Annotated in this window: 13 protein-coding genes; 5 read left to right on the top strand and 8 right to left on the bottom strand. The window is 58.9% G+C overall.

Going from position 1 to position 14,320, the window contains the following annotated elements; genetic code table 11:
- The first annotated feature begins 116 nt into the window (after positions 1–116).
- On the top strand, positions 117–542 hold the full coding sequence (locus FHT85_RS20895; RefSeq protein WP_246780047.1) for a hypothetical protein: 426 nt from the start codon (positions 117–119) through the stop codon (positions 540–542).
- Positions 543–699: 157 nt separating this feature from the next.
- Positions 700–1,071, top strand: coding sequence for a hypothetical protein (locus FHT85_RS20890; protein WP_181476262.1), 372 nt, complete (start codon positions 700–702; stop codon positions 1,069–1,071).
- Between the two features lie 142 nt (positions 1,072–1,213).
- Here FHT85_RS20890 and FHT85_RS20885 read toward each other — a convergent pair whose 3' ends face one another.
- The 3 genes from FHT85_RS20885 to FHT85_RS20875 all read right to left on the bottom strand — a co-directional run bounded on the left by FHT85_RS20885 (position 1,214) and on the right by FHT85_RS20875 (position 3,449).
- A complete protein-coding gene (locus FHT85_RS20885; protein ID WP_112411416.1) occupies positions 1,214–1,657 on the bottom strand; it encodes a VOC family protein in 444 nt (147 codons plus the stop codon).
- Between the two features lie 189 nt (positions 1,658–1,846).
- On the bottom strand, positions 1,847–2,068 hold the full coding sequence (locus tag FHT85_RS20880; protein ID WP_112337277.1) for a hypothetical protein: 222 nt from the start codon (positions 2,066–2,068) through the stop codon (positions 1,847–1,849).
- Positions 2,069–2,345: 277 nt separating this feature from the next.
- Positions 2,346–3,449 carry a helix-turn-helix domain-containing protein gene (locus tag FHT85_RS20875; protein ID WP_112411287.1) on the bottom strand — a complete coding sequence of 368 codons (1,104 nt, stop codon included), beginning with the start codon at positions 3,447–3,449 and terminating at the stop codon, positions 2,346–2,348.
- A gap of 668 nt (positions 3,450–4,117) precedes the next feature.
- Here FHT85_RS20875 and FHT85_RS20870 point away from each other — a divergent pair.
- Positions 4,118–5,155: a dipeptidase gene (locus FHT85_RS20870; RefSeq protein ID WP_112411288.1), complete on the top strand. Its 1,038-nt coding sequence runs from the start codon at positions 4,118–4,120 to the stop codon at positions 5,153–5,155.
- Positions 5,156–5,204: 49 nt separating this feature from the next.
- Here FHT85_RS20870 and FHT85_RS20865 read toward each other — a convergent pair whose 3' ends face one another.
- The 5 genes from FHT85_RS20865 to FHT85_RS20845 form a co-directional block, all read right to left on the bottom strand.
- Entirely contained in the window at positions 5,205–6,602 is a 1,398-nt protein-coding gene (locus FHT85_RS20865) for an LLM class flavin-dependent oxidoreductase (protein ID WP_112411289.1), read from the bottom strand.
- Positions 6,603–6,638: 36 nt separating this feature from the next.
- A complete protein-coding gene (locus FHT85_RS20860; RefSeq protein ID WP_112411290.1) occupies positions 6,639–7,616 on the bottom strand; it encodes an ABC transporter permease in 978 nt (325 codons plus the stop codon).
- Between the two features lie 3 nt (positions 7,617–7,619).
- Positions 7,620–8,636, bottom strand: a complete 1,017-nt coding sequence (locus tag FHT85_RS20855; protein WP_112411291.1) for an ABC transporter permease — start codon at positions 8,634–8,636, stop codon at positions 7,620–7,622.
- Positions 8,626–10,176 (bottom strand): sugar ABC transporter ATP-binding protein, encoded by a 1,551-nt coding sequence (locus tag FHT85_RS20850; protein WP_112411417.1) that lies wholly within the window; start codon positions 10,174–10,176, stop codon positions 8,626–8,628. The genes FHT85_RS20855 and FHT85_RS20850 overlap by 11 nt, the downstream gene beginning before the upstream one ends.
- A gap of 61 nt (positions 10,177–10,237) precedes the next feature.
- Positions 10,238–11,245: a sugar ABC transporter substrate-binding protein gene (locus tag FHT85_RS20845; RefSeq protein WP_112411292.1), complete on the bottom strand. Its 1,008-nt coding sequence runs from the start codon at positions 11,243–11,245 to the stop codon at positions 10,238–10,240.
- 429 nt (positions 11,246–11,674) lie between these two features.
- Here FHT85_RS20845 and FHT85_RS20840 point away from each other — a divergent pair, with 429 nt between their 5' ends.
- Positions 11,675–12,718 (top strand): substrate-binding domain-containing protein, encoded by a 1,044-nt coding sequence (locus tag FHT85_RS20840; RefSeq protein ID WP_112411293.1) that lies wholly within the window; start codon positions 11,675–11,677, stop codon positions 12,716–12,718.
- 73 nt (positions 12,719–12,791) lie between these two features.
- Entirely contained in the window at positions 12,792–13,997 is a 1,206-nt protein-coding gene (locus FHT85_RS20835) for an acyl-CoA dehydrogenase family protein (protein WP_112411294.1), read from the top strand.
- Positions 13,998–14,320 lie beyond the last annotated feature (323 nt).

Raw genomic sequence — 14,320 nt, 5'->3', positions numbered from 1 at the left:
TTTAGGTCAAGACGGCATCGTCTTTTGGAGACTGCAGGGACAGGAGCAGCGCAAGAGAAAGTTGTCATTTCGGATGCGCGGCACTAATCTGTGCCGCATTGAAGGGTTGGCAATTCATGCATGACGATTCGATCCTGCCGATAGAGTTCGCCGTTTCGCTTGGCTTGTTATGCAATATCGGCGCTCCGCTTCTAGCCTTTTGGATGGCGGGAAAATTGCCTCGTTTGCGCCTGTGGATTCATAGCGCCGCTTTCCTCGCGATCCTGACTTCGCCGCTGACGGCGATGATGCTTGGGTTGCCGGATCTGCTCCCCGAAGAGGATGACAACCCCAGCGCTCGTTTTGCCTTTCTGCCGCTGATCGTCGAAACGGCCATCATTGTGTTGCTCTATTGCCTGGCAGGGGCGATGCTTCTTTCCCAATCCGTTCATTCGGCAATCACCGACTGGCATGGGGATGCGCGGCTTTCGCAAGTGGCTTCGCGTCCACGCCGCGATGGCACATCATCCTCTTTCGCATCCAAAGGTTCCAAGTCACAATAGATGTTGTCCACCCGAACGCCGGATCGGCGCCGATCCGAAGCTCGCGCGACCGTGTGACACGGCGCGCGATTTGGTTCTGGCTGTGTTCAGGCAGAGTTCATGCGAATCGGCGTATCTCTATTTTTATCCGCAAGACAGGAAATTGGGGGTAAGGAAAATGCTTGAAGGTTTGGTACGGATCTCGCGTGTCGCCGTGGTCGGATTGGCCGCGTTGCAGCTGATGACCTCTGCGGCATCGGCTCAGTATTACGGCGGCGACGACGGTTATGCACCGCCGCCCTGGCAGCGCGATCAAGGTCGCGACTGGAGAGGGCCGCCGCGCGATCGTGGTTGGGATCGCGACAGAGGTTGGGACCGCGATCGGGGCTGTGACAGACGTGACCTGATGCGCGCTGCGCGCGCGGAAGGCTTCCGCCGCATCGATTCGGTTGATAGCAACGGGCGCCGAATTGTCGTCCGCGGCTGGAATGACGGCGGCCCCGACCGCATGGTCTTCGCCAATCGGCGCGGCTGCCCGGTTATCGACTGACGCTCAAGTCAGCATGTGAGCGGAGCCGAGCCTGGATCGGCCTCCGCTTGCTTCGCGGCAGGGCATACTTTCGACTAGCTGAAGTTGGCGCATATGCCGCCAGCGGCGATCATTTTTCCGATGATCTTGCTTCACTCGGGCGTCAGGCTGCGGCGGCTCGTGGTTTTGCGGCAACGATATCGCCGTCATGTTCCGGTTGAGCTTTGGCTGATGTTCCAACATCGGCAGCTGGTGACTTGACCTGAAATTGCCAATATATGCCCCAGGGATCTGTCACTCCGCCGCGATCATCCGGGCGACCCTTCCCCAGCGCATAACGCAAACGGCTTGCCTCGTCTTCCGTCGCGCACTCGACGGTGACCGAAGAATTATGCTCCAGGTAGTCGAATGGCCCAGCCTCGAATCCCATGTAGGAACGGTTTCCGAGTTTGAAGCCCGCGAATTTTACGCTGCCGGCCGGTCCATTCGGTTGATCGGTCAATATGTTCGAGATCCATCCGGCGGACGAACCAGGGATAAGCGCCGTATAGAGCTCTATCGCTCTTTCCATATCCCGGCGAAACCAAAGATGCTGCCTGACCTTCATCGTAGCGCTTTCGTCAAATCCTGGATGGATGGCGATTGGCATAAAGGAGCTGCGCCTGCCGTTCGCCGAATAAAAAATCATGCCGCCGATGACCCGCTTCTTATGGAACGGTGCCGCCGGCGGCATGCTGAAGAGTTGCTTCTTACCGTTCGTGCTCACCCCTGCGGAGCGCGGACGGAGGCCGCAACACTATTTCTCCGCAACTCTACCGGCGAGAGCCATCACGTAGTCGTCGGCAATATCGGCCAAGGTCAAAGCAACCTCAGGCTCATTCCAGCCGGCGGCGACCACCGTTTGGACGAAATCGCGAAAGGCCAGTTCAAGGACCTCTTCGCGCTCGACCGCGCGGTATGAATCAGTGACGGGATGCTGGGGCTTGCTGATCTCTATTGTTTGGCGAGTAGATACCATTGCTGTTTTCCCTAAAGCTTGCCCCGATGGACGCAGGGTACATTCACCAAACATTGGGGCTTTGGTGTCTGAGCTAGTATTCCCTTTCGTTTTTAATGGTTTACCTATCGGGTGTCGTTAGCCATGCATCCCGAAACTTGCAGCAGCGTCCATTTTCGCGATTGCTGAAGTGCGGTGTTTCCGCTTGTGCATGGATGGGCGCGACGGGACGCCGCGCATCGGAGTCATTCGACTGCGTTTCATTCAGGAGATTTTGAAGCCCGCTATGCAGAATTGTCTAATGATAATAGCCCAGGGTTTTCAGCCATTCGTCGAAAGAGTGGCTGTTGCCGGACGGCGCCGGTGAGATGATCTGTCCGACATAGCGTGGGATGGTAAGGTTTCTGGCTTCGCGAGGGCTATAGCCGAATTCCTTGCCGAATGCCCGGCTGAAATGCGCCGCCGAGGAGAAACCTACGGCAAAGGCGATGTCGACGATCTGCTCGCGATTGGCGGGATCACTGAGAGCCGCATGCGCCGACAGGAGACGGCGGCGCTGAATATAGTGATGCACGCCGCCATATTGTTCAAATATCTGATAGAGCCTGGTGCGGGATACGCCAAGCTCGCGGCATATGCGTTCGGCGGTCAAATCGCCCGAGATCAGGTTGGCTTCGACGAACCGCCGCACCCGTTCCGTCAGGGCGAGGGCGCTATGCTGTTCTGTGCCGGTCGATTGAGCCGCTGAGGTCGAAATGGCAGCCACGATCATGTTGCGCACCGTCTGTACGACATGGGGCAGATCAGTGGCTGCAAGACGCGCGAGATTGTGTTCGACGCTATCGAGAAATTCGATCAGCATGTTGGTGAAGACGCCCGAGAGGGCAATATTGTTCTCGATTTCTACCGGTGTGGGAACGTCGAGCAACAACGCCCTCGGCAGAAAGAGCGAGAGGACCTTCGCCTCGGTCGAGCGCCCTCGAAAAGGGTGTCCTAGCGAACGCAATTCCACCTTGCCTGGCTCGCCATCCAGAACATGGCCATCGACTTCCGTCCACGTCCGGCCGCTGGACAATACGGAAATGTGCCAGTGATCGACGTGATTGGCTTTCACTTTCGCCTGCGAGCGCATGTAACTGTGAGGCGGCGCATCCTGCTGAACGACAAGCATGCCGCCCAGATTCCATGCTGTATGGTCCGCCGGAAAGCCGGCTTCCGGAGAGGCATTGTCCGGCAGCCGTACGTCGGCCAAGGGAGCGACATAGGTCTGCCAAGCGGCAAATTGATCGCCTGGCTCCATACCACGTGTCGAAAATTTCAACGGCTGCAAGGCTGGCGGCGGCAGGGCGCCCTCCGTCGCTGCCTTCTCCGGCCGCGGAAAGCGCCGCCGTTCGGACTGCATGGATTTCCTATCGCCACGCCATGACTCGTCCTGCGCCTCGTCTGACGCGGATTGGGATCGGTCTTCGCGTCGCAAATCAGACAATCAAGTCTCTCCGAATGCCGTCGGGCGGAAGATAAGCATCGCTGTCAACTCTCCATCCGCCATACCGACAGGTTCCTGCTGCCTGCTTCCATCGGATATGCCCGAAACTTGCTATGAATTGCTCTTTTCAGCGAGCCGATACGCGGCGATCCTGGCCTTATCCCGGGTTTTTTCACCTCAATACGGTTTTCATTTGCTGCGCATTTTCGAAAAGGCAAGTCTTGCGGGTTGGCAAATCAATATTCCCGTTTCACTTGTCCCAATATATGGCACCAGTTCGCATCGATCTGTGCAGATGCGTTTGCTGGTCGACGCGACAGAGGGTCGGCGTCTCCATTCCAGGAGCTTGAAACGAAAGCGCAAATCGCTCAATGCGTGCCCTCTGCAACGCTCAAGGCAACACTATCTGTTTTTATTGCACTCGACCTGACATGGCTTCCACCCCATCTTACTTTCGCAGGAGTTTTTAGCCAGGTGTCTTGCGAGCGGCCAATTCGTTTTTTGCAGAGCTATGAATAATTTGCAGTTGCCCATTCCGCCAAGCTTGCCTAGGCAGATAGCAACTGCGGTGTTTGGAATGAGACATGACCGAATCCTCAATAATTCCCGTATTCGATGGCCATAACGACGTGTTGCTCCGGCTGCGTCGCGGCGGCTTGAATTCCATCGATGCTTTCCTGAACGGCGAAGCTGCCGGACATATCGACCTGCCTCGCGCGCGTCGTGGCGGTCTTGCCGGCGGGCTCTGCGCCATCTTCATCCCTTCGCCGGATCAGCCGAAGCCTGGAAATGCCGATTTTGCGACGCCCGCCCAGCCGGACGCGCTGAACGAAACCCTGGCCATGGCGCGGCTTTTGCTTGCGATCGAGGCCCGGTCGCAAGGAGCCGTAAAGGTTTGCCGTTCGGCCGCCGATATCAGGCGGTCGATTGCCGAAGGCCAGTTCGCCGCCGTTTTCCATATCGAGGGCGCGGAGGCGGTCGCGGCCGATCTCGATGCCCTATACGTCCTGCATCAGGCCGGTTTGCGCACGCTTGGACCTGTCTGGAGCCGCCCCAATGTCTTTGCCTATGGTGTGCCTTTCCGGTTTCCTTCGACGCCGGATATTGGCCCCGGGCTCACCGACGCCGGCAAAGATCTGATCCGCGCCTGCAACGAGCTCAGGATCATGATCGACCTCTCGCACATGAACGAGCAGGGGTTCTGGGATATCGCCAAATTGTCGAATGCGCCGCTAGTTGCCTCGCATTCCAACGCGCATGCCATCAGCCCGCACAGCCGCAATCTGACCGACAAGCAGCTTGACGCCATCCGCGATACCGGCGGTTTGGTCGGTATAAATTTCGGCGTGTTGTTCCTGCGTGACGATGGCGTCAGGAACACCGATACGCCTCTCGAAGTCCTCGTTCGCCAAGTTGCTTACATTGCAGAGCGCATCGGCATCGAGCATGTCGCGCTGGGTTCCGATTTCGATGGTACGACCATTCCGGCAGCGCTCGGTGATGCGAGTGGCCTGCCGAAGCTGATCGACGCCTTGCGCGCGCATGGGTTTGACGCTCCCTCGCTTGCCAAGATCGCGCATCAAAACTGGCTTCGAGTCCTCGAACAGACATGGGGCGGCTAAGACGGGAATTGTCCCGTCTCAGCCAAAGGCACGCACCTTTGTCTAAAGCCTATCCGACGCGTCTGGGAAGAGCGTTGGCTTCGCCAAGATTGCGATAGCCGGTCGCTGGATGCGGGGCTGCAAGCCGGGGTCCGCTGCCGCCAAGCTTCTCGCGCAAGGTGCCTGTGCGATACTCGGTCTTGTAGACGCCGCGCTTCTGCAGTTCCGGCACCAGAAGATCGACGGCATCCTCGAAGCTTTCGGGGGTGACGGCATAGGCGAGATTGAAGCCGTCGACGTCGGTATCCTCGATCCATTCCTGCATCAGGTCGGCAACCGTCTGTGGCGAGCCGACAAAGACCGGGCCGAAGCCGCCAATGCCGACCCAATCGGCCATTTCGCGCACCGTCCATTCCTTGTCCCGATCGATGGTGGTGAAGGTCTCGACGGCCGATTGCACTGCATTGGTATAGCGATGGCGCAGCACCTCGTCAGGCGAGAATTGGCCAAAATCGATGCCGGTCCAACCGGAGATCAGCGCCTGCGCCCCTTCGAGCGAAACATATTGACGGTATTCGTTGAACTTGCGCTGCGCCTCGGCATCGGTCTCGCCCAGGATCACCGTCTGTAGATTGAAGGAAAGGATTTCGCGGGGATTGCGCCCGATGCGCTCGGCTGCCTCGCGAACATTGGCGACATAGCGCTTCAGGACTGCCTTCGAAGGTGCCGCGACGAAAATGCATTCGGCATGTGCACCGGCGAAATCCTTGCCGCGGCTGGAGGCGCCCGCCTGGTAAAGCACGGGGGTACGCTGCGGCGACGGCTCGCTGAGATGAATGCCGGGCACACTGAAATGCTTGCCGGAATGGCGGATCGGATGGACTTTTTCCGGTCTCGTAAAGATGCCGCTCTCGCGGTCGCGAATGACTGCGTCGTCTTCCCAGCTACCCTCCCACAGCTTGTAGCAGACTTCGAGATATTCCTCGGCCAGGGAATAGCGGTCGTCATGCTGCGTTTGCGCAGACTGGCCGATGTTGAGGGCACCGCTGTTCAAATAGGAGGTCACGATGTTCCAGCCGACGCGTCCCTTCGTCAGGTGATCGAGCGTCGAGATGCGCCGCGCGAATGTGTAGGGATGCTCGAAGGAGAGCGAAGCCGTCAGGCCGAAACCGAGATGCTCCGTCTCATAGGCCATGGTTGGGATGAGCTGCAGCGGATCGTTGACCGGCACCTGCGCCGAATGGCGCAAGGCCGCATCAACGTTGCCGTTTAGGACGTCATAAACCCCAAGCACGTCGGCGATGAACAAGCCATCGAATTTGCCACGCTCCAGCGTTTTCGCCAGATGGACCCAATAATCGAGATGCTTGTAGGTCCAGGATTTGTCGCGAGGATGGCGCCAGAGGCCTGGTGACTGGTGTCCGACGCAGTTCATGTCAAAGGCATTGAGCCTGATTTCGCGTGTCATCTTGCTATTCCTGCGATTGTATCGTTCGGTCGGCGCTCAGGCGCCAACCGCTTTCTTGTTGACGAAGCTGAAGGCGAGCACGGCGAAGATCAGCAGGCCTGTGCCGACCTGCTGCCAGTAGAAGTTCAGGCCCGTCAGCAGCAGGCCGTTGGCGACGATGCTCAAGAGCAGAACGCCAAGCACCGTGCCGGCGATGTTCGGCCGCCCCAGCGACGAAAAGGTCGTGCCGATGAAAGTGGCCCCAATGGCGTTCAGCATGAAGCCGTTGCCGGAAGAGGGGATATAAACCGTCACGGTCGCTGTCAGGATCAGGCCGGCAAAAGCGGCAATCGTGCTGGCAAGGATAAAGGTCACAGCGACATGCTTTGCGAGACCGATGCCCGAATAACGAACGGTGCGCGGCTGAATGCCGATCGCAAGCACAACGCGGCCGAAGCGCATGCGGGCAAATAACAGTGCTGCTGCGGCGATAATGACGGCCGCAATCAGAAGCGGCACCGGAAAGCCAACAAGCGTTCCATGCCCGATAAAGCGGAATGCTGCGGGAACACCGGAGGGCGGCAGATAGACCGGATTGCCGCCATCCGTCAGGAGTTGCTGAATGCTGCGGCCGATGAATAGCGTTCCGAGCGTTGCGAGGAATGGCGATACGCCGATTGCCGAAATCAGGATGGCATTGAAGGCGCCGACCAATGCGCCCGCGCCAAGGCCCGCTAGGGCGGCCAGCGGCACCGGTAGACCAGCCAATATGCCGGAGACGAAGGCAAAGCTCGCGAAATCGACGGCCGTCCCGACCGAGAGATCGATGCCGCCGGCTGCAACGGCAAAAGTCATGGCGATCGAGACAATGGCAAGCAGAGTGAAGTTGTTGACGAGAATGCTCTGCAGATTGCCGACACTGAGAAATGTCGGCGCCACGGTCGAAAACAGCGAGAAGACGAGCACAAGGGCGACGATGAGCCCATAGCGGGCAAGGCCAGCGAATGACCGTGTCGGGGCAATGGCAGTGATCACGGTTCAGATCTCCCGTTTGCGAAGCAGTGTGGTGGCCGAAACTACGATGAGGATCAGAAGACCTTGAACGCCGCTGACCAGCGTGCTCGGCAGATTGAGCAACTGGAAGCCATTGATGAGAAAGCCGACAAATAGCGTCGAGATCAGCGTGCCGCCGATGGTCGGCACGAGCCGGCGGGAAAACACCGAGCCGAGCAATGCGGTGACGACGACGGGAAGCAGCATCTCGCCGGAGCCGGTGGTGCTGCCGCTGAGATAGGCGACGGAGAGGATGCCAGCGATTCCACCGCAGAACCCGCTGGCTACGAACGCTCCCGCAACGAGGCCCTTCAACGGCAGGCCGGCGGCGCGTGCGGCCTCGGGAAACTCGCCGACGGCATAAAGCCTGAGACCAAGCGGGGTGAATTGCACGATCGCCGTCGCGACGATGGTAAAGCCGATCAGCACATAGGCGAGGATCGGAATGCCAAACCCGTCCGACGATGAAAGTGCGGTGAGAAGGTCAGTCGAGGCCGGAAGCACGGTATTCTGCGTCAGGACCAGCTCCAGCCCCGCGACCACATTCATCACGGCAAGCGTCGCGAGCAACGGCACAATGCCCGCAAAAACGATCGCCAGCGCATTGACGACGCCGATCGCCAGCCCGGTGACCAGCGCCGCCGCCGCGGCGACCACATCGCTAAAGCCAAGCTGAATGAGGGTGGCGTAAACTGCTGCACTAAGCCCCATATTGGCGGCTAGCGAGAGGTCGATGCCGCCGGTGACGACATTGGAGCCGCCGGCGATCAGGACGATCGTGAGGCCGATGGCGAGAACACCCGAAATGGCCGATTGTCCGAGCACGTTGCCGATATTGCCGACCGTCAGAAAATAGGGCGCCGTCGCCGCGAAAATCACCAGAATGGCTGCAAAGGCAAGCAGCGAACCGAAGCGCAAGGCGGCGGCAGGCTTGCCGCTGGCCGGCGACGCCTTTGTCGTCGAAGTTTCGGGTAGGGAGGCAAATTGAACGTCAGCCGACATGGCGCAATCCTTCCAAGGCACCGGTCGATGCCGACAGAACTTCGTCCGTTGTCGTCTCGGAGGAGATGAGTTCGCGCGTCACGCGACCGCGAAACAGCACAAGGATCCTGTCGGTGATGCCGACAAGCTCCTGAAGATCCGAAGACAGCACGATTACGCCGGCACCGCGGGCGGCAAGCTCGCCGATCAAAGTGTAGATTTCGACCTTCGAGCCGATATCGACGCCGACGGTCGGCTCGTCGAGTAGGTAGATTTCCGAATGGCGGCTCAGCCATTTGGCAATCGCCACCTTCTGTTGGTTGCCGCCTGAGAGTGTCCGCACCAGTGCCTCGCGCCCAGCCGTCTTGATCTGCAGCCGCTTGATCAGCTCGTCGGTGTCGTCGCTTTCCCGCTTGCGGTTGAGAAAGCCGAAACGCGTATACCGGCGAAGGCTCGACAGCGTAATGTTTTCACGGACGCTGAGCTCCAGACCTACGCCGTGGCCGCGCCTATCCTCCGGCACCAAGGCGATCTGACGATTGACGGCTTCGACCGGGGTGCGCAGCTTCAGGCCACGCGCATCGACATCGATCGTCCCGCCTGTTGCCGCCTGCAACCCGAAGAGGGTGCGAACCAGATCCTTTGCCCCCGAGCCGAGCAAGCCCGTAATGCCGAGGATCTCGCCGCGATGCAGTGAGAAGTCGACATCGTGAAAGCGGCCTGTTGCCGAGAGATTCCTGACTCTGAGTATCTCATTCCCTAGTTCGACCTGCCGCTTGGGAAACATGTCGGCGATATCGCGTTCGACCATCAGGTTGGCAATCTTGCCTGCCGAGATTTCGCTTGCCCTCAGAGACGCGACATCGACACCATTGCGCAGAACCGTAACATCATCGCACAAGGCCTCGATTTCATTGAGATAATGTGAGACGTAGATAATGGTCACGCCTTCGCTGCGCAGGCGGCGGATGAGGCGGAACAGGATCTCAGCTTCCTGACGCACCAGCGCTGCGGTCGGCTCATCGAAAACGAGAATCTTCGGCTTGTGCAGCAGCGCGCGGGTGATCTGGACGATCTGCCGTTCCGCTGTCGACAGTTCGCTGATCAGCGCGTTCTTCGGCAAATCGACGCCGAAATAATTGGCAAGGAGTTCCGCGGCCCGCCGCTGCATGGCGCTGCGGTCGAGGAACGGTGTCTTGCCGAGGCGGGTCTCTCGCCCGAGAAAAAGTGATTCTCCGACAGTGAAGGTTGGGACCAGCAGCCGATCCTGGTGGATGAAATGAATGCCGAGCTCTTCGCACAGATGCGGCGTCAGGCGCTCATAGACCTGCCCCTCGATCTCGATCCGTCCCTCATCCGGGGTGTGCAGACCGGCCAGCAGCTTGATCAAGGTGGATTTGCCCGCTCCGTTCTGGCCGACAAGCCCATGGACGGTGCCGCGCCTGATGGCAAGCGACGCTCCGGCCAGCGCCTGCGCGCCGCCGAAACGTTTAACGATGCCGTCGAAGCGCAGGATGTGCGACTCGTTGTCTGCTTTGGTCGCATGCTCGGCTGCGGTCATGAAAGAGGCCCTTCGCCTTTCGAGAGGCGATGCGGGAAAATCCGCATCGCCGGTTTGCACGTCAGCCGATGCCGAGCGTCTTGATCACGTCGGCGACATTGCTTTTGTTTGCCAAGAGGGCAGGAACATAGGTTTCGCGTGGCAGCGTCTGTCCCGAAAGCAGCTTGGCGACATTGTGGATCGCGGTACGGCCAATCTCTGCCGGCTGCTGGGCTGCATCGGCCCCGGCTGGCGAATTGGGATCCGCAACGAGTTGCAGCACTTCCGGGCTGCCGTCGACACCGTAGGTGCGGATCTCGGTACGTCCGGCGGCCGCGAGCGCCTGTGTGGCGCCGAGCTGGGGAATGTCCCAGGCCGACCAGATCGCCTTGATTGAGCCCTTCTCCGGATATTTGTTCAGGATGGCGGTGATCTGCGTGAAGGCGTCCTGAACCGTATTCGGAATGACATCCCGAAGTTCTGGTTGAATGATCTTCACCTTCGGGAAGTATTTGACCACATTGACGAGCTGGTCGTAGCGGATTGCGCAGGGCGTCACGCCATAAAAGCCGTTGAAGACGATGACATTGCCTTCGCCGCCGATATCGGAGACGAGCTGCAGCGCCAGGTCCTTGCCGATACCCCAATTGTCCGATGTGGTGTTGTTAATCGAATTGGTCGAGCCGACATCGACGGTCAAAACGGGAATGCCGGCGTCGCGGGCCTTCTTCAGCCAGGGGTCGATGACGCTCAGCGTGCCGAGGATCTGGACTATGGCGTCCGGCTTCTGCGCAATCAGCGTCTGAAGCTGCGAGACAAGCTTGCCGTCGTTGCGGCCGGCATCGACGGCGATCGGCGTGCCGCCCAGCCGTTTCACCTCGTCAATCTGCGCATTGTAGGCCTGCAGGTCGAAATAGTGGTCGGTTCCCGTCGCGCTGATAGCGATCCGCTTGCCTTTCAACGACAATGCGTCGTCGGCAGCAACGGCGGTCTTCGACAGAATGCTCGAAGCCGCGAGCGCCGTTCCGGCAACCGCCGTCAGTTTAAGAATATCCCGGCGTCCGAGGCCCGTCGTCTGTCCCTTGGTCATGAAAGCATCCTCTCCAGCAATTCATAAATGCCAATAGAATATAAAATAGGTAGATTTAAATGATTTAAGGGAGGAACGTTTTTCCAAAACTGACGGTGCATGGGAAATTTCCGTCATCTGCCTTTCTAATGTACAGATCGGGTTTCCACAGCCCGCGTAATGATCGTTAGCTTTATGGTCACTTTTTCGAATGCCGGTCTATCGCCCCTCAGCCATAGACCCGCGTAGACTGCCCGCGAGATTGCGCGATCTTTTAGGCAAGCCCTTGCCGCCAAGCCTTCCCGTCGCGAACAAAGAATCTCCGAAGGCGGGTAAAATCAGATGATTTAATCTACTAAAAACATAGAGTTTATATCTAAATAATTGCATGCGTCGCAGGGTCATCATTCCGTCAGACGACGCTTCCGATTGATCGTGAGGATCGCGACAATGAAATTTCTCACACGGCTTGCCCTAACGGCCGTTGCTCCTCTTCTTCTTACGCAGGCTGCGCTGGCTGGCGGTGTGAGTGGCGCTCCCGCCCCCTTTGATAAGGGCGGCGTGAAGATCGCCTTGATCAGCTACATATCGGCCGGCGACTTCTTCCAGGCTTATCAGGCCGGCGCGGAAGCTCAGGCAAAGGCGCTCGACATCGATCTGCGCGTCTTCCCCGGCCGCCAGGATGCGGCTGCGCAGCGCGAACAGATCCTCCAGGCGATCAATCTTGGTGTCTCCGCCATCGTTATCGATCACGGCCTGCCGGAATCTCTCGGCGATGTCGTTCAGCAGGCGCTCGACAAGGGCATCAAGGTCGTTGCCTTCGATGTCAACCTCAACAATCCCAAGATCCCCCAGGTCGAGCAGAGCGATCATGAGCTTGCCGATCTTGCCCTGAAGCAGGCCGTCAAGGACAACGGCAGCAGCTTCAAGGCAGGTTATGTCTATGTCGCCGGTTTTGCGCCGCTCGATCGCCGCAACGAGGTTTGGGACGCTTTCAAGAAGCAGAATGCAGGGGTTGTTGAAAAGGCTCGCTTCGGCAATGTCAGCGATACGACGGCGACCTCGACTGCGGATCAGGCAAAGGCGGCGCTGACGGCCAATCCCGACATATCAGTCGTTTTCGCACCCTATGACGAGTTCGCGCGCGGCGTGAAGCTTGCCGCGACGGATCTCGGCATCACGGGCAGGCTGAAGATCTATTCTGCTGACGTATCGACGGCCGACATTCAGGAAATAACCGAACCGGATAGCCCGTGGGTTGCGACGGTGGCGACCAATCCAGCCGTCGTCGGTGCGGTTTCCATCCGAGCCGCCGCTTTGCAGGTGGCGGGCCAAGAGGTTCCGCATCAGATCACCGTTAAGCCGACGCTGCTGACGCAGGAGGGACTTCGTGCCGCCAATGTCCGGACGATCGAGGAACTGGCCAAGAAAGTTCCTGCTTTCAACACAAGCGACGCGGTAACCGCCAGCTGGATACCGGAGAAGCTTTTCTAAGCAGCTGTCCGCGATCTGCTGGCGAGAATTTCTTAATCTCGCCGGACTACGTCCATGAACCGGAGTTCATATAATGAGTCAGTCCAACGTCGTCTTTGCGGGCAGTCGAAACGCCACGCGGGAAGACCTTTTTGCCCGAGCGGAAGAGATTGCCGCCGATCTTTCCAAGCGCGCTCCAGAACTTGATCGCGAAGGTCGTCCACCGCTCGGCGAAATCGTCAAGCTAAAGAATGCGGGCTTGCTGAACGCCTTGCATGCTGCGCAGGTTGGCGGCGGCGGCCTCGATTGGGTGGATGGCTTGCGGTTGGTGCGCATCCTTGCGCGCGGCGAAAGCTCCATTGGCCAGCTTCTCGGTTATCACTACGTCAACAGCCAATATGTCTATTGGGCCTTCGAGGAGGCGCGTGCGCAGGAGCTCGGCAACAAGACGGTGGCAAACAGCCTCTACTGGGGTGCTGCCGTCAATCCGCGCGATCCGGGCCTCGTATTGACGCGCCGTGGCAATGGCTATGTTCTGAACGGCCGCAAATCCTTCTCCACAGCCGCTCACGTGTCGGATTACATCAACGCCAATGCCGCCCTTGATGACAGGATCGTCGGTTTTGCCGTTCCGACCAATCGGGCGGGTTACAAGGCCAATGACGATTGGGACAATTTCGGCCAGAGACTGTCGGACAGCGGCAGCGTCGAATTCCACGATTTTCCCGTCTATGAAGAGGATCTGGACAGGGCAGCAGCCGTCGGCGGTGAAGCGCCGGTGCTCGCAACCTTCAACACACCCCTCATTCAGCTCGTTTTCGTGAACTTCTATCTCGGCACGGCTGAAGGCGCATTGCGAGAGGCGGTCGACTATGTCCGCAGCACGACTCGACCGTGGGTCACATCCGGCGTCGAACGTGCATCGGACGATCCCTATATTCTCGAGCGTGTCGGCGAGTTCACCGCGGCCTTGAAGGCTTCCGCTGCGCTGGCCGATAGCGCTGCGGCAACGGTGCAGGAGGCGCTTGCGAGAGGAAGCAGGGCAACGGCGCGCGAGCGTGGCGAGGCGGCAGCCGAAGCCTATGCGGCGAAGGTGCATGCGACCCATGTTTCGCTCGATATCACCTCGCGCGTCTTCGAGCTCACCGGAGCCCGCTCGACCGCGGAGAAATATCGTTTCGACCGCTTCTGGCGCAATGTGCGGACGCACACCCTGCACGATCCGGTTTTCTACAAGGCCAAGGAAGTTGGCGAATTCGTTTTGAACGACCGGATTCCCGAAGTCAGTCTCTACAGCTGACACGGGGGCGAGGGCGTGGCGCAGTCTAAAAAGGGCATAGGCTCATAATCTGCGCTGCGCTGGTGCCGACTCCACCTGTACTCAAGATCGGTCAGCGTCATTTATATCTGGTGTGGTGTGGGCCAGGGTTGGAACACACCACAGCTTCAAGCAGGCTCGCCGATTGTGGCCTTTACTCAATGCTGGATGATTGATGTTTCAATATCCGGCTTACAAATCCTGTGCTCAACTCATTATTCTGTGGAGGGTTGCCGGTGCATGCCGCAATCCGCACACGTTCCTCATTAGGATCTCTTCGCTCACGAATCGTTTTCAACCTCCAG

The sequence above is a fragment of the Rhizobium sp. BK312 genome (assembly GCF_014193605.1).
In the GTDB taxonomy this organism is placed as follows: domain Bacteria; phylum Pseudomonadota; class Alphaproteobacteria; order Rhizobiales; family Rhizobiaceae; genus Rhizobium.
This window is presented reverse-complemented; position numbering and strand designations above follow the sequence as displayed.

What these genes read in the sequence shown, in the direction of transcription:
- FHT85_RS20895 (WP_246780047.1), top strand. Translation starts at nt 117, where the DNA reads ATGCATGACGATTCGATCCTGCCGATAGAGTTCGCCGTTTCGCTTGGC.
- FHT85_RS20890 (WP_181476262.1), top strand. Translation starts at nt 700, where the DNA reads ATGCTTGAAGGTTTGGTACGGATCTCGCGTGTCGCCGTGGTCGGATTG.
- FHT85_RS20885 (WP_112411416.1), bottom strand. Translation starts at nt 1,657, where the DNA reads ATGAAGGTCAGGCAGCATCTTTGGTTTCGCCGGGATATGGAAAGAGCG.
- FHT85_RS20880 (WP_112337277.1), bottom strand. Translation starts at nt 2,068, where the DNA reads ATGGTATCTACTCGCCAAACAATAGAGATCAGCAAGCCCCAGCATCCC.
- FHT85_RS20875 (WP_112411287.1), bottom strand. Translation starts at nt 3,449, where the DNA reads ATGCAGTCCGAACGGCGGCGCTTTCCGCGGCCGGAGAAGGCAGCGACG.
- FHT85_RS20870 (WP_112411288.1), top strand. Translation starts at nt 4,118, where the DNA reads ATGACCGAATCCTCAATAATTCCCGTATTCGATGGCCATAACGACGTG.
- FHT85_RS20865 (WP_112411289.1), bottom strand. Translation starts at nt 6,602, where the DNA reads ATGACACGCGAAATCAGGCTCAATGCCTTTGACATGAACTGCGTCGGA.
- FHT85_RS20855 (WP_112411291.1), bottom strand. Translation starts at nt 8,636, where the DNA reads ATGTCGGCTGACGTTCAATTTGCCTCCCTACCCGAAACTTCGACGACA.
- FHT85_RS20850 (WP_112411417.1), bottom strand. Translation starts at nt 10,176, where the DNA reads ATGACCGCAGCCGAGCATGCGACCAAAGCAGACAACGAGTCGCACATC.
- FHT85_RS20845 (WP_112411292.1), bottom strand. Translation starts at nt 11,245, where the DNA reads ATGACCAAGGGACAGACGACGGGCCTCGGACGCCGGGATATTCTTAAA.
- FHT85_RS20840 (WP_112411293.1), top strand. Translation starts at nt 11,675, where the DNA reads ATGAAATTTCTCACACGGCTTGCCCTAACGGCCGTTGCTCCTCTTCTT.
- FHT85_RS20835 (WP_112411294.1), top strand. Translation starts at nt 12,792, where the DNA reads ATGAGTCAGTCCAACGTCGTCTTTGCGGGCAGTCGAAACGCCACGCGG.